24 protein-coding genes are annotated in these 25537 nt (G+C 69.5%); 13 read left to right on the top strand and 11 right to left on the bottom strand.

The genetic code is table 11. The features are described from left to right. Positions 1 to 415: 415 nt before the first annotated feature. Together dnaB and QQM72_RS34630 are read left to right on the top strand one after the other, a co-directional pair. Positions 416 to 1894, top strand: a complete 1479-nt coding sequence (gene dnaB, locus QQM72_RS34635; protein ID WP_057606326.1) for a replicative DNA helicase — start codon at positions 416 to 418, stop codon at positions 1892 to 1894. Between the two features lie 62 nt (positions 1895 to 1956). Beyond that, entirely contained in the window at positions 1957 to 3342 is a 1386-nt protein-coding gene (locus QQM72_RS34630; RefSeq protein WP_314224770.1) for a serine hydrolase domain-containing protein, read from the top strand. A gap of 66 nt (positions 3343 to 3408) precedes the next feature. Here the strand turns inward: QQM72_RS34630 and QQM72_RS34625 are convergent, their stop codons facing one another. Then, positions 3409 to 3861: a GNAT family N-acetyltransferase gene (locus tag QQM72_RS34625; protein WP_314224769.1), complete on the bottom strand. Its 453-nt coding sequence runs from the start codon at positions 3859 to 3861 to the stop codon at positions 3409 to 3411. Between the two features lie 9 nt (positions 3862 to 3870). After that, a complete protein-coding gene (locus tag QQM72_RS34620) occupies positions 3871 to 4344 on the bottom strand; it encodes a MarR family winged helix-turn-helix transcriptional regulator (protein WP_314224768.1) in 474 nt (157 codons plus the stop codon). Between the two features lie 142 nt (positions 4345 to 4486). Here QQM72_RS34620 and QQM72_RS34615 point away from each other — a divergent pair, with 142 nt between their 5' ends. Next, a complete protein-coding gene (locus tag QQM72_RS34615) occupies positions 4487 to 5704 on the top strand; it encodes an MFS transporter (RefSeq protein WP_314224767.1) in 1218 nt (405 codons plus the stop codon). 170 nt (positions 5705 to 5874) lie between these two features. Beyond that, on the top strand, positions 5875 to 6294 hold the full coding sequence (locus QQM72_RS34610) for a GlcG/HbpS family heme-binding protein (RefSeq protein WP_314224766.1): 420 nt from the start codon (positions 5875 to 5877) through the stop codon (positions 6292 to 6294). Between the two features lie 66 nt (positions 6295 to 6360). Here the strand turns inward: QQM72_RS34610 and QQM72_RS34605 are convergent, their stop codons facing one another. Next, entirely contained in the window at positions 6361 to 7227 is an 867-nt protein-coding gene (locus tag QQM72_RS34605) for a GNAT family N-acetyltransferase (protein WP_314224765.1), read from the bottom strand. A gap of 212 nt (positions 7228 to 7439) precedes the next feature. On the opposite strand from QQM72_RS34605, the gene QQM72_RS34600 reads away from it, so the two are divergent. Together QQM72_RS34600 and QQM72_RS34595 are read left to right on the top strand one after the other, a co-directional pair. Continuing rightward, positions 7440 to 8072, top strand: coding sequence for an HAD family hydrolase (locus QQM72_RS34600; protein WP_314224764.1), 633 nt, complete (start codon positions 7440 to 7442; stop codon positions 8070 to 8072). A 428-nt stretch (positions 8073 to 8500) separates the two neighbouring features. Further along, a complete protein-coding gene (locus QQM72_RS34595; RefSeq protein ID WP_399079773.1) occupies positions 8501 to 10267 on the top strand; it encodes a globin domain-containing protein in 1767 nt (588 codons plus the stop codon). Positions 10268 to 10307: 40 nt separating this feature from the next. Here QQM72_RS34595 and QQM72_RS34590 read toward each other — a convergent pair whose 3' ends face one another. The 5 genes from QQM72_RS34590 to QQM72_RS34570 form a co-directional block, all read right to left on the bottom strand. Further along, on the bottom strand, positions 10308 to 10790 hold the full coding sequence (locus tag QQM72_RS34590; protein WP_314224761.1) for an NUDIX hydrolase: 483 nt from the start codon (positions 10788 to 10790) through the stop codon (positions 10308 to 10310). Between the two features lie 88 nt (positions 10791 to 10878). Further along, a complete protein-coding gene (locus QQM72_RS34585) occupies positions 10879 to 11784 on the bottom strand; it encodes a LysR family transcriptional regulator (protein WP_314224760.1) in 906 nt (301 codons plus the stop codon). A gap of 228 nt (positions 11785 to 12012) precedes the next feature. Next, the gene (locus QQM72_RS34580) at positions 12013 to 13170 is read right to left on the bottom strand and encodes a cystathionine gamma-lyase (protein ID WP_314224759.1); all 1158 of its coding nucleotides are present in this window, start codon (positions 13168 to 13170) and stop codon (positions 12013 to 12015) included. Next, positions 13167 to 13658: a low molecular weight protein-tyrosine-phosphatase gene (locus tag QQM72_RS34575; RefSeq protein ID WP_314224758.1), complete on the bottom strand. Its 492-nt coding sequence runs from the start codon at positions 13656 to 13658 to the stop codon at positions 13167 to 13169. The genes QQM72_RS34580 and QQM72_RS34575 overlap by 4 nt, the downstream gene beginning before the upstream one ends. A gap of 7 nt (positions 13659 to 13665) precedes the next feature. Continuing rightward, positions 13666 to 14043 (bottom strand): phage holin family protein, encoded by a 378-nt coding sequence (locus QQM72_RS34570; protein ID WP_054242144.1) that lies wholly within the window; start codon positions 14041 to 14043, stop codon positions 13666 to 13668. A gap of 58 nt (positions 14044 to 14101) precedes the next feature. Between QQM72_RS34570 and QQM72_RS34565 the strand changes: the two genes are divergently transcribed. The 4 genes from QQM72_RS34565 to QQM72_RS34550 all read left to right on the top strand — a co-directional run bounded on the left by QQM72_RS34565 (position 14102) and on the right by QQM72_RS34550 (position 16500). Continuing rightward, on the top strand, positions 14102 to 14419 hold the full coding sequence (locus tag QQM72_RS34565) for a cupin domain-containing protein (RefSeq protein ID WP_020130690.1): 318 nt from the start codon (positions 14102 to 14104) through the stop codon (positions 14417 to 14419). Positions 14420 to 14698: 279 nt separating this feature from the next. Next, entirely contained in the window at positions 14699 to 14911 is a 213-nt protein-coding gene (locus QQM72_RS34560; RefSeq protein ID WP_020130691.1) for a DUF5326 family protein, read from the top strand. A 178-nt stretch (positions 14912 to 15089) separates the two neighbouring features. After that, a complete protein-coding gene (locus QQM72_RS34555) occupies positions 15090 to 15953 on the top strand; it encodes an IclR family transcriptional regulator (protein WP_314224757.1) in 864 nt (287 codons plus the stop codon). 100 nt (positions 15954 to 16053) lie between these two features. Further along, positions 16054 to 16500, top strand: a complete 447-nt coding sequence (locus tag QQM72_RS34550) for an SsgA family sporulation/cell division regulator (protein ID WP_020130693.1) — start codon at positions 16054 to 16056, stop codon at positions 16498 to 16500. Positions 16501 to 16674: 174 nt separating this feature from the next. On the opposite strand, the gene QQM72_RS34545 is transcribed toward QQM72_RS34550, so the two are convergent. Next, complete coding sequence (locus QQM72_RS34545) at positions 16675 to 18276, bottom strand: YibE/F family protein (protein ID WP_314224756.1); 1602 nt, start codon at positions 18274 to 18276, stop codon at positions 16675 to 16677. Between the two features lie 728 nt (positions 18277 to 19004). Here QQM72_RS34545 and thiC point away from each other — a divergent pair. From thiC to QQM72_RS34530, 3 genes are all read left to right on the top strand, one after another. Continuing rightward, positions 19005 to 20831: a phosphomethylpyrimidine synthase ThiC gene (gene thiC / locus QQM72_RS34540; protein WP_314224755.1), complete on the top strand. Its 1827-nt coding sequence runs from the start codon at positions 19005 to 19007 to the stop codon at positions 20829 to 20831. A 210-nt stretch (positions 20832 to 21041) separates the two neighbouring features. Next, positions 21042 to 21191 carry a hypothetical protein gene (locus QQM72_RS34535; RefSeq protein ID WP_314224754.1) on the top strand — a complete coding sequence of 50 codons (150 nt, stop codon included), beginning with the start codon at positions 21042 to 21044 and terminating at the stop codon, positions 21189 to 21191. Positions 21192 to 21389: 198 nt separating this feature from the next. Further along, positions 21390 to 22838 carry a VWA domain-containing protein gene (locus tag QQM72_RS34530; RefSeq protein WP_314224753.1) on the top strand — a complete coding sequence of 483 codons (1449 nt, stop codon included), beginning with the start codon at positions 21390 to 21392 and terminating at the stop codon, positions 22836 to 22838. Between the two features lie 252 nt (positions 22839 to 23090). Here the strand turns inward: QQM72_RS34530 and QQM72_RS34525 are convergent, their stop codons facing one another. Further along, positions 23091 to 23966: a hypothetical protein gene (locus QQM72_RS34525; RefSeq protein ID WP_314224752.1), complete on the bottom strand. Its 876-nt coding sequence runs from the start codon at positions 23964 to 23966 to the stop codon at positions 23091 to 23093. A gap of 204 nt (positions 23967 to 24170) precedes the next feature. Beyond that, a complete protein-coding gene (locus tag QQM72_RS34520; protein ID WP_314224751.1) occupies positions 24171 to 25256 on the bottom strand; it encodes a metallophosphoesterase in 1086 nt (361 codons plus the stop codon). Positions 25257 to 25537: the final 281 nt, after the last annotated feature.

Raw genomic sequence — 25537 nt, 5'->3', positions numbered from 1 at the left:
GTGACCCTTACCTATCCTTACGCCGTGTAGTGTCTTGCGCGCCGTTCGAAGAGATCTTGGTCCGACCGGGCAACTTTTTCTTCTGCACAGCCGGTGGATGGCGAAATTGCAGGTCAGGGGCGCTTCGCAAGAAAAGACGAGGGCTTGTTCACAGGGCTGTCCACCGGGTCGTGCACAGGTTTTGCGGAGTTCTCCACAGCATCGGGGTCGTCGTCCACATGGCCTGTGGATAACCAGATTGGCTGACGGTGCCGACGGGCCTACCGTGGTCCGGCGCCCGCTCCGTCCGTCGGCCGAGGAAACCCTCATAAAACCGACGCGCCACAACCGGAGTTGGCGCTCTCGATTTGTCAGTGCCGTGCCGTAGAAAGAAGGCACGGCGAGGTCCGCTCGGCGGACGGGAGGAGGTTGCTCGGTGAGCATTTCCGAGCCCTTGGACGACCCGTGGGCCGACAGCGGGCCCAGTGATCGTCTGCCTCCTGCCCGGCGGCGCGGCGAAGGGGGGCGCGGCCGTGACGAACAGCACGATCGCGGCCGGGAAAGCGGCGAGTGGGAAGGCGGTGGCACCGCCTTCGAGCGGGTACCGCCGCAGGACCTCGACGCCGAGCAGTCCGTCCTCGGCGGCATGCTGCTGTCCAAGGACGCCATCGCCGACGTGGTCGAGGTCCTCAAGGGCCACGACTTCTACAAGCCCGCGCACGAGACGATCTACCAGGCGATCCTGGACATCTATGCCAAGGGCGAGCCGGCCGACCCCATCACGATCGCAGCCGAACTCACCAAGCGCGGCGAGATCAACAAGGTCGGCGGCGCGTCCTATCTGCACACCCTCGTCCAGACGGTGCCGACCGCCGCCAACGCCGAGTACTACGCGGAGATCGTCCACGAACGCGCCGTGCTGCGCCGCCTGGTCGAGGCCGGCACCCGCATCACACAGATGGGATACGCGGGCGACGACGACGTCGACGAGATCGTCAACCGCGCCCAGGCCGAGATCTACGCGGTCACCGAGCAGCGCACCAGCGAGGACTACCTCCCGCTCGGCGACATCATGGAGGGCGCCCTCGACGAGATCGAGGCGATCGGCTCGCGCAGCGGCGAGATGACGGGTGTGCCCACCGGGTTCACGGACCTCGACTCGCTCACCAACGGTCTGCACCCGGGCCAGATGATCGTCATCGCGGCGCGTCCCGCCATGGGCAAGTCGACGCTCGCGCTGGACTTCGCGCGCGCGGCGTCGATCAAGCACAACCTGCCCAGCGTCATCTTCTCGCTGGAAATGGGGCGCAACGAGATCGCGATGCGTCTGCTGTCCGCCGAGGCCCGCGTCGCCCTGCACCACATGCGTTCCGGCACCATGACGGACGAGGACTGGACCCGTCTGGCGCGCCGGATGCCCGAGGTCTCCTCCGCACCGCTGTATATCGACGACTCCCCGAACCTGTCGATGATGGAGATCCGGGCCAAGTGCCGTCGGCTGAAGCAGCGCAACGACATCAAGCTCGTGATCATCGACTATCTCCAGCTGATGCAGGCCGGTGGCTCCAAGCGCTCCGAAAGCCGTCAGCAGGAGGTCTCGGACATGTCCCGTAACCTCAAGCTGCTGGCCAAGGAGCTGGAGGTCCCGGTGATCGCGCTCTCGCAGCTCAACCGTGGTCCCGAACAGCGCACGGACAAGAAGCCGATGGTGTCCGACCTGCGTGAGTCCGGCTCCATCGAGCAGGACGCCGACATGGTGATCCTGCTGCACCGTGAGGACGCCTACGAGAAGGAGTCTCCGCGCGCGGGCGAGGCGGACATCATCGTGGGCAAGCACCGTAACGGCCCGACGGCCACGATCACCGTCGCCTTCCAGGGCCACTACTCCCGCTTCGTGGACATGGCGCAGACCTGATCCGGTGCCGCCCTGGGCGGAATGAACTCGACGTCGGCCGTGCGGGCGGGTGGACTGGGCCCATGACAACACCTCAGGAAGAGCTGCTTCCCGGCACCCGGCGGGCGCTGCTGCACCGGATCGCCGTGGCCCAGACCGAGGGACGGGCCCCGTCGCTGGTCGCCGCGGTCGTACGGGACGGGCGGGCCGTGTGGCACGGGGCGCGGACCTCGGTCGACGGGCACGCGCCGGACGAGAACGTCCAGTACCGGATCGGCTCGATCACCAAGACCTTCACCGCCGTGCTCGTTCTGCGACTGCGTGACGAAGGAGTGCTCGACCTCGAGGACCCGTTCGAGAAGCACCTGCCCGGAACCGGCGTGGGGGAGGCCACGGTGGCCGAACTGCTCGCCCACACGGGTGGGTTGGCAGCGGAGTCGCCCGGCCCCTGGTGGGAGCGGACCCCGGGTTCGCTGCGGCCCGAGTTCGCCGACGTCCTCGGCGACCGGGCCGCCCCGTTTCCGGCCGGCCGACGTCACCACTACTCGAACCCCGGCTACTCACTCCTGGGGGCTCTGGTGGAAGAACTCCGTGGGGTGCCCTGGGAAGAGGTGCTGCGACAGGAAGTACTCGAACCTCTGGGGCTCGACCGTACGACCGTCCGGTCGCAGGCCCCGGCCGCGGGAGGCTGGGCGGTCCATCCCTGGGCCGACGTCTTGCTGCCCGAGCCCGCCGAGGACTTCGGGCGGATGGCCGCGGCCGGCCAGCTCTGGTCCACGGCCGGCGACCTTGCGCGATTCGCCGCGTTCCTGGCCCGGGGTGACGACCGGGTCCTGAGCGCGGAGACCCTGCGCGAGATGTGGACGCCCGCCGCCCCGGCTGGGCTGCCGGACGTGGCGGACGGATCCACCTATGGACTGGGGCTGCAGATCCAGCACCGGGACGGCCGGTTGCTCGTGGGCCACTCCGGCTCGGTGCCGGGCTTCCTGGCCACCCTCACCATCGGTGTGGCCGACGACGTGGCCGCGGTGGTGCTCGCCAACTGCACGTCCGGCGTTCTGACGTCCCAAGTGGCCGCCGATCTCGTCCGGATCGTCGCCGAGGCCGAGCCGCGGATTCCCGAGCCGTGGCGTCCGCTGCGGGAAGTCGACCCCGCCGTCCTGGACTTGGCGGGTCAGTGGCACTGGGGGACCAGCCCCTTCGCCCTTCGGGTGACGGCCGACGGGCTGGTCTCCCTGGGGCCGTTGTCCGGCGCCGGGCGGCGCTCCCGGTTCAGGCCGAACGGGGACGGTACCTGGACCGGCCTGGACGGCTACTACGCCGGAGAGCTCCTGCGGGCCGTACGGCGGCCGGACGGGAGCGTGGACCACCTGGACCTCGCGTCGTTCGTGTTCACGCGTCAGCCGTACGACGAGCGGGCCGCTGTGCCCGGTGGCGTCGACCCGAAGGGCTGGCGCGGCATCGGCTAGCCCCGTACGACAGGGAAGCGCCCTGTTTCACGTGAAACAAGGCGCTTCTGTTCGGGCCCGGCGCCCTCAGAGCTGGAGCTTGAAGCCCACGTGCGAGGCGACGAAGCCCAGGCGCTCATAGAAGCGGTGGGCGTCGGTGCGCGTGCTGTCGGAGGTGAGTTGCACCAACTGGCAGTTCTCGCGCCGGGACTCCTGGATCGCCCACTCGATGAACCGCGTGCCCAGGCCACTGCCGCGCTCGTCGGCGTGCACCCGCACGCCTTCGATGATCGACCTGGTCGAGCCGCGCCGGGACAGGCCCGGAACGATCGTCAGCTGGAGCGTCCCGACGACCTGTCCTTCGCGGACGGCGACGACCAGACGCTGGTTCGGGTCGGCGGTGAGCCGTTCCAGGGCGGTCAGATAGGGGCTGAGATCGTCCGGCGACTCGCGCTGTGCGCCCAGGGGGTCGTCCGCGAGCATGCCGACGATCGCGGGGATGTCCTCGGCGACGGCGGCCCGTATTTCAAGATCTCCCATGCCCGCACCCTATGTGCCCAGCGTGGCGACGGGCGCGTTCAGTGACTCCACCACCCGTACCAGCGGGGCCAGTTCCGCGTTCCTGGCGGCCTCGTCGAGCGCCTCGCGCAGGGCGGCGTCGTTGGTCGGACGGGCTTCGGCCAGCAGCTTCAGACCGTCTTCGGTGACGTTGGTGTAGATGCCGCGGCGATCGGTGGGGCACAGGTAGCGCTCGAGCAGCCCGCGGTCCTCGAGCCGGGTCACCAGTCGGGTGGTCGCGCTCTGGCTGAGGACGACCGCGTCGGCCACCTGCTTCATCTGGAGATGTCCCCCGTCGCCGTCGTGCTGCCGGCTGAGTACGTCGAGCAGGGAGTACTCGCGCACGCTCAGGTCGTGCCGACTCTGCAGCGCGCGCTCGATGTGGGCCTCGATCCTCCCGTGCAGCAGGGAGAGGGCGCACCAGCCCTGGGCGAGAGCGGTGAGCGCGGGGTCCGTGGCAGTCATGGGGTTCTCCTCCGTCCCGGAGCGGCTGAGACCAGGATAGAGCAATCCCGCAATATACGGCGGTTGCATATAGCCCGCGTATGCAACTATTGTGGAGGCACGTAAAGCGCATCTGCAATCATCTCGGAAGGTGTTACCTCCTATGCCTCTCGCGCTTCTGGCCCTCGCGATCGGGGCCTTCGGGATCGGGACGACCGAGTTCGTGATCATGGGTTTGCTGCCCGAGGTCGCGGGCGACTTCGGGGTCTCCATCCCCACGGCCGGCCTTCTCGTGACCGGCTACGCGCTCGGTGTCATGTTCGGTGCCCCGCTCATGACGGTCCTCGGCACCAAGATCTCCCGCAAGCGGATGCTGATGCTGCTGATGGGCCTGTTCATCGTCGGCAACCTGCTGTCCGCCGTCGCCCCCTCGTTCGCCGTGATGCTGATCGGCCGCGTGGTCGCCTCACTCGCCCATGGCGCCTTCTTCGGCATCGGCTCGGTCGTCGCCGCCGACCTGGTCGCCCCGGACAAGAAGGCCGGGGCCATCGCGATGATGTTCACCGGGCTCACCGTCGCCAACGTCGTGGGCGTTCCGCTGGGCACTCTCGTCGGGCAGAGCGTCGGCTGGCGCGTCACTTTCGCGATCGTCGCCGTACTCGGCGTCGTGGGCCTGGCCGGCATCGCCAAGCTCGTGCCCGAGATGCCGCGGGCCGAGGGAGTGCACCTGCGGCACGAACTGGCCGCCTTCAAGAACGCACAGGTGCTGCTCGCCATGGCGATGACCGTCCTCGGTTTCGGTGGAGTCTTCGCGGCCATCACCTACATCGCGCCGATGATGACGCACGTAGCCGGCTTCGCCGACGGATCCGTCACCTGGCTGCTGGTCCTCTTCGGGCTCGGCATGGTCGGTGGCAACCTCGTCGGCGGCAGGTACGCCGACCGCGCGCTGATGCCGATGCTGTACGTCTCTCTGGGCGCCCTGGCGGTCGTCCTGGCGCTCTTCACGCTCACCGCCCACAACAAGGTCCTGGCGGCCGTCACGATCGTCCTGATCGGCGCCCTGGGCTTCGCCACCGTCCCGCCGCTCCAGAAGCGCGTCCTGGACCAGGCACACGGCGCGCCGACGCTGGCGTCGGCGGTGAACATCGGTGCCTTCAACCTCGGCAACGCGCTGTCCGCCTGGCTCGGCGGCCTCGTCATCGCCGCGGGCCTGGGCTACACCGCCCCGAACTGGGTCGGCGCCGCCCTTGCCGCGGGCGCCCTGCTGCTCGCCGTCGTCTCGGCCGCGCTGGAGCGCCGTGACAACGCCCCTGGCCGTGCCGGCGCAGTCGTCGCCGGTGGAGCGCCCGCCGAGCGGCGGACGGCCGTCCAGCGGTGAAACCCGCGGGTCACCTCGCTGGCCCAGGACCGTCCCGGCGAGCCGACGCCCATCCCTTACTGCCGCGGACCTCGACCGCGCTGGACCTCGGCAGCACGCGGACCCCGGGCACGCCCAGAGTCGCGAAACCTTTACACGCCCCGACACCATCGCAAGGAGAAGTTCCTCTCATGAGCACCACCACCTTCGCGCCCCTGACCACTCACGACGCCGAAGCCCTCGTCACGGCCGCCCGCCGTGCCGCTGAGGCAGCCGGGGTCACGGTCAGCGTCACCGTCCTGGACGCCGGCGGCCATCTGCTGGCCTTCCGTCGCGATGACCGGGCCGTTCTGATCTCCGGGGAGACGAGCACGCGCAAGGCGTACACGGCGCTTCAGCTCAACGCCCCCACCGCCGACCTCGTCGACGCCGTGCAGCCGGGCGGCCTCTTCCACACCCTGCCCACCGCGCTCGACCGGCCGTTGCTGTTCATCGCGGGTGGAGTGCCGGTGCACCGCGACGGCCGTCTGATCGGCGCGGTCGGGGTCGGCGGCGGCGCCCCGGAGCAGGACCACGGCTTTGCCACGGCCGCCGTGGAGACGCTCGTCTGACCTGTCACGTCCAGAACGCCGGTTTCCGACCATCACGGGAACCGGCGTTCCGTCGTGTCCCCCGGCTCAGCCGGCCGCCACCGTCAGCGGAGCGAACCGGCGGCGCCAGTCGCCCGGCAGCTCCGTGATCCCGTGAGTCATCACGGCGTTGAAGGCAACGGACTCCAGGCCCCGCGCCTTCACCCACTCCAGCAGTTCCTCGTGCCGTACGTCGATGTCGGTGCGCAGTGGCCGGTCCGTGCGGGCGGCGAGGGAGGCCACCAGAGCCTTCGCGGTCTTCGTGTCCCTGGCGATCAGCGGGCCCACGACCTGTGTGTCCATGTTGGGCCATGCGGCCGCGTAGCCGATGATCCGGCCGTCGTCCTCGGCGACCCGCAACTGGTCGGCGAAGGCGGGCAGACGAGCGATCACATGCGTCCGATCGGTGCCGAAGACCTCCTCGTCGAGCCGGAGGATCGCGGTGAGGTCCTCGGCCGTGGCCACGCGGGTGACGACGTCCGACGCCGTGTCGCCCGGCGTGAGGCGCCCGCGCACCATTTCCGCCCGGCCCGTGGTCTTGAAGCCCAGCTCCTCATAGAGCGGACGGCCGTTCGGTGTGGCGTGCAGGGTCAGCGGGGTGGCGCCCTGCAGGGAGACGACGTGCCGCATCAGCCGTCGACCGATGCCCTGCCGGGCGTACCGCTCGGCGACCAGCACCATGCCGATGGCGCCGAGGGTGGGCTGGCCGGGCGGGCCGTACTCGGTGACGACGCAGGCACTGACGAGCCCGCCGTCGGGGTCGTCGATGCCGTATCCCCTTCCGGCCGAGAGGAGCAGGCTCCACTTGTGCTCCTCGCGCGGCCACCCCCTGTCCTCGGACAAGTCGGCGCAGGCGGTGAGGTCGCGGTGCGTCAGACGACGGATGGGCAGAGCGGTGAGGGAAGGAGTCGGCACGCAGATCAGGCTGTCCGACCCGTACCGTCGGCGTCCACCTGTTTCCCCTGGGACGCACGTGCTTTTGGCCATATGACGGTTCGCCGTCCAGTCTCACGGCCCACCGTCCACCTAGAGCACAGCGCGGAGTGTTTCACGTGAAACAGGGGCGAACGGCAGCTGGGGAGAGGCACCGTCAGGGAGATCTCAGGCCTGCCCGTTAGCCTCGGGCCATGGCGAGACTTCACCTCTTCGACCTTGACGGCACGCTGCTGCACGGGACGTCCGCTCCCTTGGAGATCTCGCGTCAACTCGGCCTGGAGGCGGAGACGATGCTGCTGGAGCAGTCGATCTCGGCGGGGGCGATCGGCCCGCCGGAGTACGCGGCGCAGGTGTACGAACTCTGGACGCGGCTCACCGAGGAGCATGTGACGGCGGCGTTCGAGGGAGCGCCGTGGCTGGCACGTATCCGCGATGTCTGGGCCGAGATAGGGCGCAAGGGGGAGTACTGCGCGGTCGTGTCGCTCTCGCCTTCCTTCTTCGTGGAAAGACTCGCCGGGTGGGGCGCCCACGCGACTTACGGGTCCCGATTCCCGGCGGTCCCCTTCGCCGAGCCCATGGACCCGGCGGGAGTGCTGAGCGCGGCGGCGAAGGTGCTGATCGCCGACCGGCTCTGCGCGGAGTTCGGGGTGACGCGGGAGGACTGTGTCGCTTACGGCGATTCGCTCTCCGACAAGGATCTGTTCGGGGCCGTGCCGGTCTCCGTGGCGGTCAACTCGGACCGCCATCTGTCGGGCCTCGCGACCCACTCCTACGTCGGGAAGGATCTGTGGGATGCCTATGAATTGGTGTGTCATGAGGGCTGATTGACCCGTCATCGGCTCCGGATTGCAGAAAACCCGCGGTTCGCGTGCCGAGCCTGTTCCGGGGACGGAAGGGGGGGACTTGTGCGGCGGACGGCGGCCGGTATGGTCGACTCCGGTTCGCTTCCGGGACGAAGTGCGCGCGACGCGATGCATCCATTCCGCGCGAGCCGAGAACAGGGCAATGCAGCCTAACGGGACGGAGAGATCGAAGAACCGCATTTCCGGTGATGTGACCGAGGCGCCCGGACAGGATGGGATGCTGCGGTGAGAGTGCCGCCCCACCTCGACCACTCGCCCTACGTGTGGGTGCGGAGGGGAAATACGGGTGGACCGTGGCGGTCCTGGCCGTGGAACCGAACGGAAAAACAAGCCGTCTGCGGGGGAAACAGGCACCTTCCGATCCAGGAAGTGCGCAGACCGACCGAAAGATGTTCGAGGCGAGGCACACCATGGACGCTCCGACCAGCAGGTCGGCCGACAACGGCACGTCCGGCGGCGGGGACGGATGGTTCACACCGCGCAAGCAGCCGGAGCCGGCTCCGCAGGGCGAGCAAGGGGCTTCCGAGGGCCGTCGCCTGGCCGCACTGCGCCCGGTGGGCAGGAACGCGGTCGACTCCCGAGGCGAGGCGCCCCAGGGCGGCACCACGGACGTCGAGCGCCGAATACACCCGGACCCGCCGCCCCCCGACGACGCGACGACCGCCCCCGCGAGCGCACAGCCCCCGGCGCCGCCCCGGCAGGAATCCCCCGTCGAGGTCCACCACCCCGCCGAGGCGCCACTCTTCGTGCAGTCTCGGCCACCGGCTCCGCCCGAGGCTCCGGCCCCGCGCGGGACGCCCCACGCCTCGCAAGGCCACGCGGAACCTGGGGCACCTGTCCAGCAGGCGTCTATGCCGTCGCCGTCGCCGTCGCCGTCGCTGCTGCCGCCGACGCAGCAGCCGCAGCCGCCCGTGTCCGCGGAAGTGCCTGGGCCCCCGCAGCGGGCCGTGCCCGCCGAGTCCCGTTCGGCCGTGCAACAGGTCACCGTCTCGCCCGTCGACTCCCTGGTGTCCGCTCAACGGCCGTCGCCTGTCGGCAACGCGTCTCCGGACGCCGTCCTCATCCGGCGCACGATGGCCGAGGTGGCCCCGGTGGCCGACAAGGTCACGTCGTACTTCTACGCGCTGTTGTTCGTCCGCCACCCCGACCTGCGCTCGCTGTTCCCGCCCGCGATGGACGCCCAACGGGACCGGCTGCTCAAGGCACTGCTCACCGCCGCCGAGCACGTGGACAACAAAGCGGTCCTCGTCGAATACCTTCAGAACCTCGGCCGTGGTCACCGCAAGTACGGCACCAGGGCCGAGCACTATCCGGCCGTCGGCGAGTGCCTCATCGGCGCGCTGAGCAAGTACGCGGACGCCGTGTGGAACGCCGAGACGGAGGCGGCCTGGGTCCGGACCTACACCACGATCTCCCAGGTCATGATTGACGCGGCGGCCGTGGACGAACTGCGCGCCCCGCCCTGGTGGTACGCGGAGGTCGTCACGCACGACCTCAGAACGCCGGATGTGGCTGTCCTCACCGTCCGCCCCAACCAGCCCTACCCCTTCCTCGCCGGGCAGTACGCGAGCCTGGAGACGCCGTGGTGGCCGCGGATCTGGCGGCACTACTCCTTCGCCTCGGCACCACGCTCCGACGGCCTGCTGGCGTTCCATGTGAAGGCCGTCCCCGCGGGCTGGGTCTCCAGCGCCCTGGTGCACCGCGCCCGGCCCGGCGACGTCATCCGGCTCGGCCCCCCGGCCGGTTCGATGACCGTCGACCACACCAGGAACAGCGGGCTGCTCTGCGTGGGCGGTGGCACCGGCATAGCCCCCATCAAGGCGCTGGTCGAGGATGTCGCCGAGCACGGCGCCCGGCGCCCGGTCGAGGTGTTCTACGGCGCGCGCAGCGACCACGACCTGTACGACATCGACACGATGCTCCGGCTCCAGCAGTCCCACCCCTGGCTGGAGGTCCGCCCGGTGGTCGACCGGCACGGTCTGCTCCAGTTGCCCGACGCGATACGCACCTTCGGGCCCTGGGCCGAGTACGACGCCTACGTCGCCGGTCCGCCCGGCATGATCCGCAGCGGGGTGGACGCGCTGCGGGGCGTCGGCATCCCCTCGGAGCGCATACGGCACGACTCGGTCGAGGAACTCGTCGCGACCGGAAGCTGACCCGCCGCCCAGCGGGCCGCTCCGGGCCGGGCTCAGCCCCTCAGCCGAGGTCGGGCGCGTGCATGGCGCGGACGCCCTCGATGTTGCCGTCGAGGTAGTGCCGCAGCGACAGCGGGACGAGGTGGACGGAGGCGATCCCGACCCGGGTGAACGGCACACGGACGATCTCGTACTCGCCGGTGGGTTCCTCGATCTCTGGGCCGTGCCGCAGGGCCGGGTCCATGGACTCCAGACGGCAGACGAAGAAGTGCTGCACCTTCACGCCGGTCGCACCCCCGTCGTCACCGATGTGCTCGACGGTGTCGACGAAGCAGGGCACCACGTCGGTGATCTTGGCGCCGAGTTCTTCGTGCACCTCGCGGTGCAAGGCGTCCACCACGGTCGCGTCATCCGGTTCGACCCCGCCACCGGGCGTGACCCAGTAGGGATCGACACCGGGCTTGGTGCGCTTGATCAGGATCAGGTTGTCGCCGTCCAGCAGAACGGCTCGTGCGGTGCGCTTGACCACGGGTCGGACGGTCATGGGAGGAATGTGGCCCGGCTGGTTCCACGTGAAACATCGCGAGAGGGCATCGGAGGAGATCATTCCCTGCCACCGGGCGGAAACCGGGTCAGTACCAGGCGGTGGCCGCGCGCAGCAGCCATTCGTGGGCCCGGGCGATATGCGGCGTCGCCAGCGTTCCTGTGCGCGCCACGAGAACGTACGTCCGTAGCGGCGGCACCGCCGGCTCGTGCAGCGCGACGATGTCACCGCGGTCCAGGGCGGCCGCACACAGATAGCGGGGCAGGACCGCCAGACCCGCGCCCGCGAGAGCACACGCGAGGACCGCGCGTAGGTCGGGCACGATGACGGTGCCCGAAGCGGCGGGGCGCGAGTCGAAGACTGAGGCCCAGTAGCGGGAGACGAGGGGCAGGGACTCGTGGACCTCTACGACCGGGAGGTTCTCCAACGCGGTCGCGCCCTTGCGGCACAGCTTCCCGGCATCGATCCGCTCGTCCCACTGCGGGGCGGCGACCAGGACGTGCTCCTCGTCGCACAGAGGAGTGGTCGTGAGCAGCGCCCCGCGCGGTCGCGCCGTGCTGATGACCAGGTCGTGGTGGCCGGCAGCGAGGCCCTCCAGGACCTCCTCGGCGTTGCCGAAGGAGGCGCGCAGGGCGAACCCCTGGCCGTCGTCGCCGGACAGCCCGGTGAGCGCGGGAAGGGCCCGCTCGGCGGTGAATTCGGGGGGCCCTGCGAGGTGCAGCGTCCGCCCGGCGGACTCGTCGTCGGGGCCGGTTCCGGCGATCTCCACCAGGGCGTCGAGATGCGGAGCGGCCTTGTGGGCGAGTTCGTCGCCGATACTCGTCGGCGTCACGCCGCGGGCCTGCCGCAGGAAGAGGGGGCGGCCGAGTTGCCGCTCCAGGGTGCGGATCTGCGAGGTGACGGCCGGCTGGGACAGTCCCAGCAGAGCGGCGGCGCGAGTGAAGGAGCCGGCCCGGTGCACGGTCACGAAGGTGCGCAGCAAAGCCAGATCCACGGAGCGTCCTCCCTTTCCCTGCCCTTCCTCCAGCTCTGGGGCGGGGCCCAGCTATAAATAAGTCGATAGGTCTCTGTCGCTACTGTGATTGGACACTGACACAGAGTCAACTAGCCTTGTTCGCGCGGTTCTTCGCGCGCAGAACCGAGGACGGTCCGAGCCACGAGGGGGGAGGCTCGGACCGTCCGTTGTGCGTAGCGGAGCCCCGACGGGTGGTCCGTAAGGCAATCACCGCGCCGACTCCTCCAGCGCACGCAGCACATCTGCCACCAGGTCCTCGGGGTCCTCGGCACCGACGGACAGCCGGATGAAGCCCTCCGGCACCGCGTCCCCACCCCAGCGCCCGCGCCGCTCCGCGGTGGACCGCACCCCGCCGAAGCTCGTCGCGTCGTCCACGAGCCGCAGGGCCTCGAGAAAACGCTCGGCATGCGCGCGCGTGGACAGCGTGAAGGAGATCACGCATCCGTAGCGACGCATCTGCTGCGAGGCCACCTTGTGCGACGGGTCGTCCGGCAGCCCCGGGTACCGCAGCCCGCTCACCTCGGGCCTCCCCCGCAGTGCCTCGGCCACGGCCATGGCGGTGGTGTTCTGCCGCTCCACGCGCAACTGGAGGGTGGCGATCGACCGGTGCGCGAGCCAGGCCTCCATGGGCCCGGGAATCGCCCCGACGATCTTGCGCCAGCGCCGTACGGCTGTCATCGGCGTACCGGCCCGCCCGGTGACGTAGCCGAGGAGGACGTCGCCGTGACCCGTGAGCTGCTTGGTGCCACTGGCCACCGAGAAGTCGGCGCCGAGTTCCAGCGGGCGCTGCCCGAGCGGGGTGGCGAGCGTGTTGTCCACAGCCACCAGAGCGCCACGCGCGTGTGCCGCGTCGACGAGCCGCCGGATGTCGCACACGTCGAGCCCGGGGTTCGAGGGGGACTCGATCCACAGCAGCTTCGCGCCGTCCAGGACGTTCAGCTGGGCGTCGTCGCCGGTCGGCGCGGTGCGTACCTCGATGCCGTACGCCTCCAACTGTGCGCGCACCAGGGGCAGTACCTGGTAGCCGTCGTCGGGCAGCACGACGGTGTCCCCGGCCTTCAGCTGGGAGAACAGCACCGACGAGATCGCGGCCATGCCGGAGGCGAAGGCGAGCGTCTCGACGTCGTCCTGGCCCGGCGCCTCCAGCTCGCCGATGGCGTGCTCCAGGTGGGTCCAGGTCGGGTTCTCGTCACGGCCGTAGGTGTAAGGGCCGGTGGGCTCGCCCGGCAGGTGGAAGTGCGCTGCGAACACCGGCCCGGGAAGGGTCGGCTCGTACTTCACCGGCTCGGGCAGCCCCGCCCGCACCGCGCGCGTGCCCTCCCCGGGGCCTCCGGAAAGCTCTCCGTCGGTAGCGGATCCGCTCATGCCATTCGTCCTTCCACGTCGTCTCGTACGGCAGCGAGCAGACCGGCGCTCGCCTCCTCCACCATCTCAAGGCATTCCTCGAAGCCGCTCAGGCCCCCGTAGTAGGGGTCAGGGACGTCGAGGTCGGCGGCTGCCGCGGGGGTGTAGGACCGAAGCAGCCGTACCTTCGCCGCGTCCTCCTCGGTGGGTGCGAGGAGGCGCAGGGCCTTGAGGTGGCCGGCGTCGAGGGCTATGACGAGGTCGAGGCGGGCGAACCATGACGGCTCGAAGCGCCGGGCCGTGTGGTCGAGGGCGTATCCGTGCTCCTCCAGGACGGAGAGGGCGCGCGGATCGGCGTCCTCGCCCTCGTGCCAGTCGCCCGTGCCGGCGCTCTCGATCTCGACCAGTCCCTCGAGACCGGCGTCTTCCACGCGCGCGCGGAAGACCGACTCGGCCATCGGCGAGCGACAGATGTTGCCGGTGCAGACGAAACAGACGCGGCAGGTCATCGCGGCCTCAGTCGCCGTCGGGCATGACGACGTTGAGGGCCCAGGAGACGACGGAAATGATCAGGCCGCCCAGGACCGCGGTCCAGAAGCCCTCCACATGGAAGCTCAGGTCGAGTTTGTCGGCCAACCATGAGGTCAGCAGCAGCATCAGGGCGTTGACCACCAGGGTGATCAGGCCGAGGGTGAGGATGAACAGAGGGAAGGTCAGCACCTTCACGACCGGCTTGACCAGGAAGTTCACCAGGCCGAAAAGCAGTGCGACGACGACCAGGGTGCCTATCTTCTTGCCCGTGCTGTCACCGGTCAGGGTGATCTTGTCGAGCAGCCAGACGGCGACCGCCAGGGCGCCCGCGTTGGCGATCGTCTTGACTACGAAATTCTTCATGTGTCTGATCGTGGCAGAGAGATCGAGAACGAGCACCGGACGAGGGCGGACCAGGTCGATGAAAGCATTCCGGTTGGATGAACTGGAGGCGGAGCGAGCCGCCAACGACGGTGCCTACCTACAGTTTCTGCGTGAACGGAACATGTCGGTCGGGCTGTACGCGCTCGACGCCGGCGCGCATGATCCACAGAATCCGCACAACCAGGACGAGGTGTACTTCGTCGTGAGCGGGCGTGCCTCGATCACTGTCGGTCTGGAGACGACCCAGGTGGCGCGGGGCAGTGTGGTGTACGTCCCGGCCGGGGTCGCCCACAAGTTCCATCACATCAGCGAGGACCTTCGGGTTCTGGTCGTCTTCTCTCCGGCCGAGGGCTGAGCTCCACAGCCCGGAGCCCGTACGGAGTCCGTCATGAGCTCGTCCGGAGTCCGTCATGAGCAGGGCCGTACGGTGCCCGGCCAGCGTCCGACCTGAGCGTGTCCGTCCGCTGGTCGACCAGCGGCCTCGGGGTTCCCTAAGGGTTCGGTCAGGGGAGGACAAGGGATGCGAGGCCCCCGTCGGCACCCTCTTCGGACCTAGCATCGGCGGTAGGACATCGAAACGCGCCGGCCCGGCAGGGGTGCCGGACATCGAACGAAGAGGATGAGGACAAGGGCCATGCGAGAGATCTTCGCGGGAATGCCGTGGTGGGTGAAGTGGGTCGCGGTGCCGGTCATCGCCCTGGTCGTGTTCGGTGGCCTCATAGCCAGCGTCGTCGGGTTCGTGATCGGCCTGCTCTTCAAGCTGCTGGTCTTCGTGGCGCTGGTCGGCGGACTGATCTACGTCGTAAGGAAGTTCACTTCGAGTTCCTCCTCGCGCAGCGACTGGTGAGCGGTAACAGGAATCGCCTGTTCCCTCGGCCGGGGGAAGTTTCCCTGACAGCCCGTCTGTACGCGGTGGCAGACGGTTAAAGTCCGGAACTCGTCGCGGGTACGAACCCCCGCGAGTGGCGCACACCCCCTCCCGTGTTCCCCGCACGGACCTCCCCCTCGCGCTTCGGAAGTGACCCATGGTCATGGTTGACACCGCATCGGCAGAACCGTTCGCACCTCCCGCCCGGCCGCGATCTGCCGCACCCCCACTGCAACGCCCCCCGAACACGACCACCCCCGAGCATCCGCACCCCGCGGCCACCCTGATCGGCTCCGTCCAGCGCGCCATGCGGCTGCTGGAATCCGTCGCGGAGCACGAGTACGGGGCTCCGGCCAAACAGCTCGCCCGCGAGACCGGACTCGCGCTGCCCACGGCCTACCACCTGCTGCGCACTCTCGTGCACGAGGGCTATCTGCGACGGGACAGAGGGCTCTTCTTCCTCGGTGAGGCGGCTGAGCGGCTCGGCAGGAGCGGAGCCGCGCAGAAACGTCGCAGCACGGTTGCCGACACCCTCGCCCAGTGGCGCGATTCGATCGGTGTGCCGGTGTACTACGCCAGGTACCGCGACGGCGAGATCGAGATCATGTGCGTTTCGGACACTCCGGGTAATCCGGCGGTCGAGGAGTGGGCCGACTTTGGCGAGACCGCACACGCGCACGCCATCGGCCAGTGCCTGCTCTCCCAGTTGGACGAGGACGCCCGCCGCGACCACCTGGCCCGCTACCCGGCCGAGTCGATCACTCCGTACACCGTGCGTGACAACCACGCCCTGCTGCGGCGCCTGGAGCGGATGCGGCGTATGGAACCGGTCGTCGAACGGCAGGAGTACGCGCTGGGCACGGTGTGCGCCGCGGTCCCGATCACCGTGGGGACCACGGCGTCCACCATGGCGATCTCTCTGCCCGCCCATCACGCCGACCGGTTGCTGCCGGCCGCCCGGCAACTCCAGAGCGAGATCGGGCGGCTGCTGGGATCGCTGGCGATCTCTATCAGTATCTGAAAACTCACTCCTTGTGATCTGTTGTGTACTTTCAGCAAGATGCGTGCAGTGTCAGAAGGTCCATTCCCGGCCAGTCGGCGGCAAATGACGAGGTAAGGCGATGCGCGAGTCCGTACAGGCAGTACAGGCAGAGGTCATGATGAGCTTCCTCGTCTCCGAGGAGCTCTCGTTCCGCATTCCGGTGGAGTTGGGTTACGAGTCGTGCGATCCCTATGCCGTGCGACTCACCTTCCATCTGCCCGGTGATGCCCCGGTGACCTGGGCTTTCGGGCGTGAACTGCTCATCGACGGGGTGGGCAGGCCGTGCGGCGAAGGGGACGTCCGTGTCTCGCCGGTGGATCCCGATGTGCTGGGTGAGGTCCTGATCCGGCTTCAGGTCGGCGGTGACCAGGCGTTGTTCCGCTCATCGGCGGCCCCGCTCGTGGCCTTCCTCGACCGCACCGACAAGCTGGTGCCGCTGGGCCAGGAGGGTGCTCTCGCCGATTTCGACGCGCATTTGGACGAGGCGTTGGACCGGATCCTGGCGGAGGAGCAGAGCGCCGGCTGACGTGATGGCGATGAGAGTGGTGGCGAAGCGAGTGCGGCGAAGGCTTCGCTGTGGTTGGTGTTGTGCAGGAACGCTTCTTCATGAGGTGGCGCAGGCGCCGAACGGCTCTGTCGAGCGGGGCGAGGCGTGCGCCCGAGTCGGCCGGTGTGGCCGGCACCCGGGCGCCCTCCCGCCTCAGCGCTTGCGCCGCCTGCCCCGGCCGCCCCGGGGCTGGGCGCTGCTCGCGGCCACCGCACCCGCCGGAGCCGCTTCCGGAGTCGTCACGGGTGCCTTCCCGGGGCCTGCCCGGTCGGCGGAGACCACCAGGGCCGCCAGGACCGTGGTGACGGGCACGGAGGCGACCAGGCCGATCGAGCCCACCAGGGTGCGCACGATCTCCTCGGCGACCAGTTCGCTGTTGGCGACGGCGCCCACGCTGCTCTGCGCGATCGAGAAGAGCAGCAACAGCGGCAGCGCGGCACCGGCGTAGGCCAGGACGAGCGTGTTGACCACGGACGCGATGTGGTCGCGGCCGATGCGGATACCGGCCCGGTACAGGCCGCGCCAGCCCATCGCGGGGTTGGCCTCGTGCAGTTCCCAGACCGCCGAGGTCTGAGTGACCGTCACGTCGTCGAGGACGCCGAGCGAGCCGATGATGATGCCGGCCAGCAACAGACCGCTCATGTCGATCGACGGGTACAGGCCGTGGATCAGGCCGGTGTTGTCGTCCGTGTTCCCGGTCAGCGCGGCCCAGTCGATGAACAGCGAGCCGAGGATGCCGATCAGCAGCAGTGAGATCAGGGTGCCGAGCACCGCGACGGAGGTGCGGGCGGAGAGCCCGTGGCAGAGATACAGCGCGATCAGCATGATGGCGCTCGAACCAACCACCGCCACGACCAGGGGGTTCGACCCCTGGAGGATCGCGGGCAGCACGAAGAAGTTCAGCACCATGAAGCTGATGGCCAGCGCGACCAGCGCCATGACGCCCCGTAGCCGCCCGACGACCACGACGGCGACCGCGAAGATGATCGCCAGCACCGCCATGGGGATGCGGCGGTTCACATCGGTGACCGAGTACTGGAGGTCCTTCGGCGCGGAGGGCTCGTAGGCGACCACGACCTTCTCGCCCTGCTCCAACTGCCTTGACTGGTCGGGCTGGACGATCTCGGTGAAGGTACGACCCTTGTCGTCGCCGGTGTCCACCCGGATCGTGGCCCGCTTGCAGGTGCCGCCCGCCTGCTGCTGGGCGGAGGAGCCCTCGGCCGTGGAGGTGTCGCCGGTAGGGGTGTCGCCCGAGGCATTCACCGACGCGCAACTCAAGCTCACGACCTTGGTGACCGTGGCCTGCTGGGTCTGCCGGTCGAAGCCGACTCCGGTGCGCTCGTGTGCCGGGGCGCCGCCGGGCCACAGCACCACGAGCCCCACCAGTACAGCGGCGCCGAAAGGGATGAGGATGGCCGCGATGACCTTGCGCAGGTGGTGGGAGACGGGGGCTGCCGGTCCGTGACTGTGGCTGTGCGAATGCCCGTGCCCGCCGCCGGAACCGGGCCCGTGCCCGTCGCCCGGGCCATGGCCGTGTCCGTCGCCGTGGCCCTCGCCGGGACCGTTCCCGGGGCCGCCGCCATGGCCACCGTCGTGACTGGGCCCATGACCGTGTTCACGGTCGAAGCCATAACCGTCACCAGGGCCGGGGCCAGAGCCAGGATCAGAACCAGAGCTGGGACCACGTTCAGGACGAGGGCCCGGGCCAGGACGAGGGCCGGAACCATGGTCGGGGCCGTACTCCTGCCCGGGCACGGACCCATCCCCGTACCCGTCGTACCCGGCGTACCTGCGGCTGTCCCCGTATCCCAGGTCGTTCTCGGGCCCTTGCCCGCCCCGGTATTCCTGTCCGCTCCGGTATCCCCGGCTGGTTCCGGGCCCTGGAGCGTTTCCGTAGCCCCGGCCACTCCCCGACCCCGCCCCCGACTGCGTCCGCGGCTCCGACTGCGTCCCCGACCCTGCCCCGCCGCCCTCGACCAAGCCGGGGGCTTGACCGCCAGGGGTTCCTGCGCGTCTCAGCCCGCCGAGTCCGCCTGCGTATCCCGGCCCGTGGTCGGGACGACGCGGGTGATCGTGACCGTTGCTGAAGTCGCGGTCGCCTCTGGGGCTGGGGCCGCTGCCAGAACCGCTTCCGGAGCCATTGTCGGAGCCATTGCCGGGACCGCCGGCGGCGCCCGGTCGGCGGGGCGGCTCGGGCGGCGGATACGGGGGCTGGTGTGTCGTGGTCACCGACCGATCATCGCAAGAACGGCACGGGCCCTCTGTTCACCGCGCCAGAATTGACGCTAGCGTGGAGGCAACCTTTGCACACGCGGGAGCTCGGAGCACCGGGCTGAGAGGGCGCTGACCTCCGTCTTCGCGATGTTTCACGGGGAACGTCTCTCGAATCGAGTGATGTTTCACATGAAACATCGGCAGGCGGTAGCCGCTGCGTCGACCGCCGAACCTGTTACCGGGTAATGCCGGCGTAGGGAGTAGGTCTCATGACCAACAAGGACGCACGCACGCCTGCCTTCACGCAGACAGCGACCAGCGAAAGCACGGTCGACGTGAATGCCTCGGAGGCCGGGAAGTCCATCGGCTGGCACAAGGGGTACGTCGAGGGCACCCGCCCCGATCTACAGGTGCCGGTTCGTCAGGTGCACCTCACCAACGGGCAGTCGGTCAGCCTGTACGACACCTCCGGCCCGTACACCGATCCACTCGTCGAGACGGACGTCCGCAGGGGCCTGTCGCCGTTGCGCGAGAACTGGATCATCGCCCGGGGCGACACCGAGGAGTACGCGGGCCGGCCGGTCCGCCCCGAGGACGACGGCCTCAAGCACACCTCACCGCGCGGCGGCCTGCGCAACCTCGACGCGGTCTTCCCGGGCCGGCCGCGCCTGCCGCGCCGCGGACGGGACGGCCAGGCGGTCACCCAGCTCGCGTATGCGCGCCGGGGGGAGATCACACCCGAGATGGAGTTCGTGGCCATCCGCGAGAACGTCTCCCCCGAGGTGGTGCGCGACGAGATCGCGGCGGGCCGCGCGGTGCTGCCGGCCAACGTCAATCACCCGGAGATCGAGCCGATGATCATCGGCAAGCGGTTCCTGGTGAAGGTCAACGCCAACATCGGCAACTCGGCGGTGACGTCCTCCATCGAGGAGGAGGTCGAGAAGATGACCTGGGCGACCCGTTGGGGCGCCGACACGGTCATGGACCTGTCGACCGGCCGCAACATCCACACCACCCGCGAGTGGGTGCTGCGCAACTCCCCCGTCCCCATCGGCACGGTGCCGCTGTACCAGGCGCTGGAGAAGGTCGACGGCCGCGCCGAGGAACTGACCTGGGAGATCTACAAGGACACCGTCATCGAGCAGGCCGAGCAGGGCGTGGACTACATGACGGTCCACGCCGGTGTCCGCCTTTCGTACGTCCCGCTCACCGCAAACCGCAAGACCGGCATCGTGTCCCGTGGCGGCTCGATCATGGCGGCCTGGTGCCTCGCGCACCACAAGGAGTCGTTCCTCTACGAGAACTTCGAGGAACTCTGCGAGATCCTCGCCGCCTACGACGTCACGTACTCGCTGGGCGACGGCCTGCGGCCGGGTTCCATCGCGGACGCCAACGACGCGGCGCAGTTCGCGGAGTTGAGGACACTCGGGGAACTCAACCGGATCGCGAAGCGTTTCCATGTTCAGACGATGATCGAAGGCCCGGGCCATGTCCCGATGCACAAGATCAAGGAGAACATCGACCTTCAGCAGGAGATCTGTGATGAAGCTCCGTTCTATACGCTCGGCCCGCTGACGACGGACGTCGCGCCGGCGTACGACCACATCAGCTCCGGCATCGGTGCCGCGATGATCGCCTGGTGGGGCACGGCCATGCTCTGCTACGTCACGCCCAAGGAACATCTGGGCCTGCCCAACCGTGACGACGTCAAGACCGGCGTCATCACCTACAAGATCGCCGCCCACGCAGCCGACCTCGCCAAGGGGCACCCCGGTGCGCAGGAATGGGACGACGCGCTGTCCGACGCCCGCTTCGAGTTCCGCTGGGAGGACCAGTTCAACCTCGCCCTCGATCCGGACACGGCCAGGGAGTTCCATGACGAGACACTCCCCGCGGAGCCGGCGAAGACGGCGCACTTCTGCTCGATGTGCGGGCCGAAGTTCTGCTCGATGAAGATCAGCCAGAGCATCAACGAGCGGTTCGGCGCCGGGGCGGCCGACGGGGCCTCGGCGGAGGAGATCGCCGAGGGCATGCTGGAGAAGTCGAAGGAGTTCGCGGCGAGCGGGAACCGGGTGTACCTGCCGCTGGCTGACTGACGTACTGGGATCGGCGCTGTCCTTTGCGGCCCGCGGCCCGCGGCCCGCGGCCTGGGGACAGCGCCATCAGCGACCGTCATGGAGGGAGAGACACGACGACGTTGTCGCGAGTGGGGGGAGAGGGATCTTGGAGTGGGTGAAGTCGACGGCGCCGGTCCGGTCATTGGCCTGGTAGGGCGATGAGCTGGTCGATGCAGTGGGTGGCCGGGCGTGGAGCATGCCTCGCTCGGACGCCGTCGGATCGGAGTGTGGTCGCTGTCCCAGCGCGTGGGGCTGCACCGGAACTCCGTCGATCTCGAGGCCGGCACGCTGCTCGCGGGTGGTGGTCGCGTCGTCTCCTGCACGGGCGCCCTCGGCTGATCGACGTCATGACCGGTGGAGTGCAGGCGGAGTGGCCCGGGGTGAAGGCGTCGCGCCGTGTGGGTGCCTTCGGGTCACCCACATACCGACACCGGTCGTGGCGCTGCGTCCCGACGGCACGCTCACGGCGGTCGCCCAGGAGGAAAGGATGGCGCTCGTTCGGTTGCCCTGGGGCGTCGGCTCGGCAGACTTGCCTCCATGACAGCGCGATCCCTGAGCAAGGGTGCCAATCTGCCGGTCGACGTGCCGGACGTACGGGTCGAACTCAGCTGGGCCGAAGGGGCCGGTGGGCCGGACATCGATGCCTCGGCGTTGCTGCTGGCGCAGGACGGACGGGTGCGTGACGACAGGGACTTCATCTTCTACAACCAGCCGCTGCACGCGTCCGGCGCCGTGCGGCACGCCGGCAAGCGGAGCGAAGCCGGTGTCATGACCGACACCGTCCAGGTGGACCTCCGCTCGCTGGAAGGCGGCATCACGCGTGTGGTGCTGTGCGCGTCGGCCGACGGGGGCACGTTCGGCCAGGTGACCGGCCTGACGTTGAGACTCCTCGATGGGGACGGGCGCTCCGAAGTGGCCCGCTTCGAGATGCAGGCCGACACGGAGACGGCGTTCATCGCCGGTGAGCTGTACCTGCGCGAGGGGCGCTGGAAGTTCCGGGCGGTCGGGCAGGGGTACGCCTCCGGGCTCGCGGGGGTGGCCAGGGACTTCGGGATCACGGTCGACGACGAGCCGGAGCAGGCGGCCACCCCAACGAACCGCCCGGCGGCCACCCCGCCTGCCGACGCCTCACCGGCGGTCACCCCACGGACCATCCCCCCGACCCCGCTCACCCCACCGACGACCACCCCACCGACGACCACCCCACCGTCAGGCCCCCGTCTGACCAAGGGGGAGGAGCGGCTTCCCGTCGACATGCGTAAGCGGCTGTCGCTGCGCAAGGAGCAGGTCGCCGTCAGTCTGAGCAAGCGGGGGGCGGTGGGGATCAGCGCGCGGGTCGTGCTAGTCCTCGATGCCTCCGGGTCCATGGCGTTCCTCTACTCACGCGGTGTGGTGGCGGACGTCGTGGAGCGTATGGCTGCGGTGGCGGCAGAACTCGACGACGACGGCGAGATGCAGGCCTGGACCTTCGCCAGCGATGCCGCCCGCCTTCCCGACCTGCGGTTGGGTGAGCTCCCCGAGTGGCTGCGGCTGCATGTGCGGGTGGGCGAGATCAGTCTGTTCCGGCGGAGCAAGAAGCCGCGCAAGGGGATGGAGCCGGGGCAGGTCGACATGCGCTCGGTCGGCATCCAGAACGAGGAACAGAAGGCGATTTCCCAGGTCAGGTCGTATGTCCGGGAGAATCCGGCGGCCGCCCCGACCTTGGTGCTGTTCTTCTCCGACGGGGGGGTCTACCGCGACGCGGCGATCGAGCGGGAGCTGCGGGCTGCGGTCGATGAGCCGATCTTCTGGCAGTTCGTGGGGCTCGGCCGGTCCAACTACGGCGTCCTGGAGCGGTTCGACACACTGCCCGGACGTCGCGTCGACAACGTGGGCTTCTTCTCCGTGGACGACATCAGCACCCTCCCGGACCAGGAGCTCTACGACCGGCTGCTGTCCGAGTTCCCCAGCTGGGTCACCGCGGCCGGCCGGGCGGGCATTCTCTGATCGGATGCCCGGATGCCCGGATGCCCGGATGCCCGGATGCCCGGATGCCCGGGATGCCCGGATGCCCGGATGCCCCGACGTGCGACTCCGGGCTGCCACCCCTGTGACTCCCAACGACACAGGGCAGCGTTGAGCACCGCAGGGCAGCATCGATCCGTCAGGCGGCTCTCCGCCGGAGCCGCCCGGCATCGGGCGCCCGGCGTACGGCTTGCGCTCCCCTCGGCGGGGTCGGCGGGGGCGCAAGCCGAGTGCCTATTCCGGCTGGTGCTCCGGGCCGCCGAAGTCCGGGCTGCTGTAGTCCGGGCTGCTGAAGCTCGGGCGCGGGCCGGTCGAGCGGCCGTCGTCCGGGCTGCTGAAGCCCGGGCGGTCATAGCCGATCTTCGGGAGGCGGTTGGTGGGGGCCGGTGGCGCCGGGTCGGTGTGCAGGGCGGCCGCCGTGCCGGGATCGGCGAGGGCCTCCCGGAGGAACGGCAGGATGCCGCGTTCCAGCAGGGCATCTCGCCAGGCTTCCCTGGCCTGGTCGACCTCCTCGCTCAGTTCGCCGTACGGTCCGGCCTCCAGAGAGGGCCGGTTGCGCAGGGCGGTGAGCAGCAGCGCGACGGTGGCGACGAGGATCGCGGCCACGGCCACGGCCCCGAACGTCCAGCCGGCGGTGACCATGGTCCGGGCGAACGCCTGCTCGGGGTCCAGCATCCTGAGGAGATAGCCGACGAGCAGGAAGATCACCGCGGCGGTCCCGGCGAGGACGGGGGTGAGGACGGCGGCGACGGCGCCCGCCCCGGCGGCTTCGGCGGCCTGGGCCGCCTCCCCCATGGTGGTGGCGAGCCCGATCGCGGCCGCGCCCGGCTCCGCGGAGCCGGTCTCGGACGGGGACGACGGGGTGGACGGCGCGGGGTGGCGCAGTTCCTCGCGGACCTTCACGTAGTGCTGGTACTCGGCTGCCGCGGCCACCGTGATGAGTGCGGAGGCGTTGAGCGCCATGGTGCGCAGTTGTTCGGGGTTGAGCCGCTGTCCGACTGCGGCCAGTTCCGGGTGGTGTGGGGCGGAGCGCAGCGCCTCGTCGAGGATCCGCTCGTACTCCTGGCGGTCCTCGCTGTTCAGGTGCTGCGGAACGCTGTTCATCTGCATCCCCCGATGCTCCGTAGGGCTTGGGGCTCGCATGCCAACGAGCCGTCGGGCAGAAACGGAGGGGAGCCTGCTACGGATAACCCGATGGTAGAGCGGTGACGGCATGAGGTGACAGGGGGTTTGCCGAAATTGGCCCCTGGCCTGCGATGTCGCCGACGGGTCCACAGTGGGGTACTTCTGCCCCGGGAACTGCCCCGGGAATGCTCAGATTTCCAGGGGCAGTTGCTGGACCAGCAGTTTTCCGGCCATCGTCACGCCGCCGTCCATCGCGATGGCCAGCCCGTCCGCGTAGAGGTGCGGTCCCTCGACGTGCGGACCGCCGTCGTCCTCGCCGTCCTCGGAGCCGACTTCGCCCAGCAGGTAGGGAATCGGGCTGTGGCCGTGAACGATGCGGGTGCCGCCGTACGTATCGAGCAGGGAGCGTACGGCGTCGGCGCCGCCCTCGTCGCGGAAGGAGAAGCGCTTGGTGAACTTGCGGAACAGATCCCACACCTCGTCCGCGTCGTTGCGCGTGATCGTCTCGCGGACGGTGTCGTTGACCGCCTCGATCGAGTCGCCGTAGTCGAGGTAGGCGGTGGTGTCGGAGTGCACGAGCAGGTGGCCGTCGACCTCCTCGACCGCGTCGAGGCGGGCCATCCACTGGAGGTGGTGGTCCTGGAGACGGTCCATGTCGTACTTCTGGCCGCCGTTGAGCAGCCAGGCCGCCTGGAAGGTGGCGGTGCCCGCGCCGGAGTTGACGGGCGTGTCGCCGAAGCGCTTGGCGCCGAGCAGCAGCAGTTCGTGGTTGCCCATGAGGGCCTTGCAGTACCCGCCGGCCGCGGCGGCCTCGGCGGACAGCCGCATGACGAGGTCGATGACGCCGATGCCGTCCGGGCCGCGGTCGGTGAAGTCGCCGAGGAACCACAGCCGGGCGGTGCCCGCGCACCAGTTGCCCGCGGAGTCGACCAGGCCCTTCTCCTGAAGCGCGGCCACCAGTTCGTCGAGGTAGCCGTGGACGTCGCCGACGACGAACAGCGGTCCCGGGCCGGTCGCGGCCGGCGGGGCCTGGACGGCTGCCGGGTCCACGGTCACCTGGAGGGTGTCGCCGCGCCGGTTGATGACGGGCAGGTCGCGCTGGGTGGGCGTGTAGCCGTCCGGGTGCTCCAGCGGTTCTTCGAGAGGCGGCGCGGCATTGCCCGGTTCCGTGCCGGGGTCGTACGGACCGGTCTCGTGGACGTACGCGGGCACCCGGAAGTCGCGCAACGTCGCCGTCCGCTCCACTTCGGGTCCCTGACCGGCCCCCTGAGTCATCAGACCCCTCCACCATCGCGCCGCATCTGCACCCTTCGGGCTGCCTGGTCGCAGCAGCCCGCGGTGCCGTGCGTCCATCATAGGAATGCGGATCGTGCCGTGTGATGACCCAGGGGTGGTGAATCGGAGCAAGGCTCCAGTTCAACGCGGCTTTCGCCCCGATTGGGCCGGGCTTCTGCAGTCCGCACTCACCCGGCGCGCGCCTTGCCCGCACCCGCCCCCCACCCGCCCCCCACCCTCGCGGGCTGCTCCGTCGGACGGAGCGGGGGACGGCATCGGCC

It is taken from the genome of Streptomyces zaehneri, assembly GCF_032248645.1.
Lineage (GTDB): Bacteria > Actinomycetota > Actinomycetes > Streptomycetales > Streptomycetaceae > Streptomyces > Streptomyces coriariae.
The sequence above is the reverse complement of the archived record's forward strand: the minus strand, read 5'-3'. Positions and strand labels throughout refer to the sequence as shown.

What these genes read in the sequence shown, in the direction of transcription:
- QQM72_RS34630 (WP_314224770.1), top strand. Translation starts at nt 1,957, where the DNA reads ATGACAACACCTCAGGAAGAGCTGCTTCCCGGCACCCGGCGGGCGCTG.
- QQM72_RS34625 (WP_314224769.1), bottom strand. Translation starts at nt 3,861, where the DNA reads ATGGGAGATCTTGAAATACGGGCCGCCGTCGCCGAGGACATCCCCGCG.
- QQM72_RS34620 (WP_314224768.1), bottom strand. Translation starts at nt 4,344, where the DNA reads ATGACTGCCACGGACCCCGCGCTCACCGCTCTCGCCCAGGGCTGGTGC.
- QQM72_RS34615 (WP_314224767.1), top strand. Translation starts at nt 4,487, where the DNA reads ATGCCTCTCGCGCTTCTGGCCCTCGCGATCGGGGCCTTCGGGATCGGG.
- QQM72_RS34610 (WP_314224766.1), top strand. Translation starts at nt 5,875, where the DNA reads ATGAGCACCACCACCTTCGCGCCCCTGACCACTCACGACGCCGAAGCC.
- QQM72_RS34600 (WP_314224764.1), top strand. Translation starts at nt 7,440, where the DNA reads ATGGCGAGACTTCACCTCTTCGACCTTGACGGCACGCTGCTGCACGGG.
- QQM72_RS34595 (WP_399079773.1), top strand. Translation starts at nt 8,501, where the DNA reads ATGTTCGAGGCGAGGCACACCATGGACGCTCCGACCAGCAGGTCGGCC.
- QQM72_RS34590 (WP_314224761.1), bottom strand. Translation starts at nt 10,790, where the DNA reads ATGACCGTCCGACCCGTGGTCAAGCGCACCGCACGAGCCGTTCTGCTG.
- QQM72_RS34580 (WP_314224759.1), bottom strand. Translation starts at nt 13,170, where the DNA reads ATGAGCGGATCCGCTACCGACGGAGAGCTTTCCGGAGGCCCCGGGGAG.
- QQM72_RS34575 (WP_314224758.1), bottom strand. Translation starts at nt 13,658, where the DNA reads ATGACCTGCCGCGTCTGTTTCGTCTGCACCGGCAACATCTGTCGCTCG.
- QQM72_RS34570 (WP_054242144.1), bottom strand. Translation starts at nt 14,043, where the DNA reads ATGAAGAATTTCGTAGTCAAGACGATCGCCAACGCGGGCGCCCTGGCG.
- QQM72_RS34565 (WP_020130690.1), top strand. Translation starts at nt 14,102, where the DNA reads ATGAAAGCATTCCGGTTGGATGAACTGGAGGCGGAGCGAGCCGCCAAC.
- QQM72_RS34560 (WP_020130691.1), top strand. Translation starts at nt 14,699, where the DNA reads ATGCGAGAGATCTTCGCGGGAATGCCGTGGTGGGTGAAGTGGGTCGCG.
- QQM72_RS34555 (WP_314224757.1), top strand. Translation starts at nt 15,090, where the DNA reads ATGGTCATGGTTGACACCGCATCGGCAGAACCGTTCGCACCTCCCGCC.
- QQM72_RS34550 (WP_020130693.1), top strand. Translation starts at nt 16,054, where the DNA reads ATGCGCGAGTCCGTACAGGCAGTACAGGCAGAGGTCATGATGAGCTTC.
- thiC (WP_314224755.1), top strand. Translation starts at nt 19,005, where the DNA reads ATGACCAACAAGGACGCACGCACGCCTGCCTTCACGCAGACAGCGACC.
- QQM72_RS34530 (WP_314224753.1), top strand. Translation starts at nt 21,390, where the DNA reads ATGACAGCGCGATCCCTGAGCAAGGGTGCCAATCTGCCGGTCGACGTG.
- QQM72_RS34525 (WP_314224752.1), bottom strand. Translation starts at nt 23,966, where the DNA reads ATGCAGATGAACAGCGTTCCGCAGCACCTGAACAGCGAGGACCGCCAG.
- QQM72_RS34520 (WP_314224751.1), bottom strand. Translation starts at nt 25,256, where the DNA reads ATGACTCAGGGGGCCGGTCAGGGACCCGAAGTGGAGCGGACGGCGACG.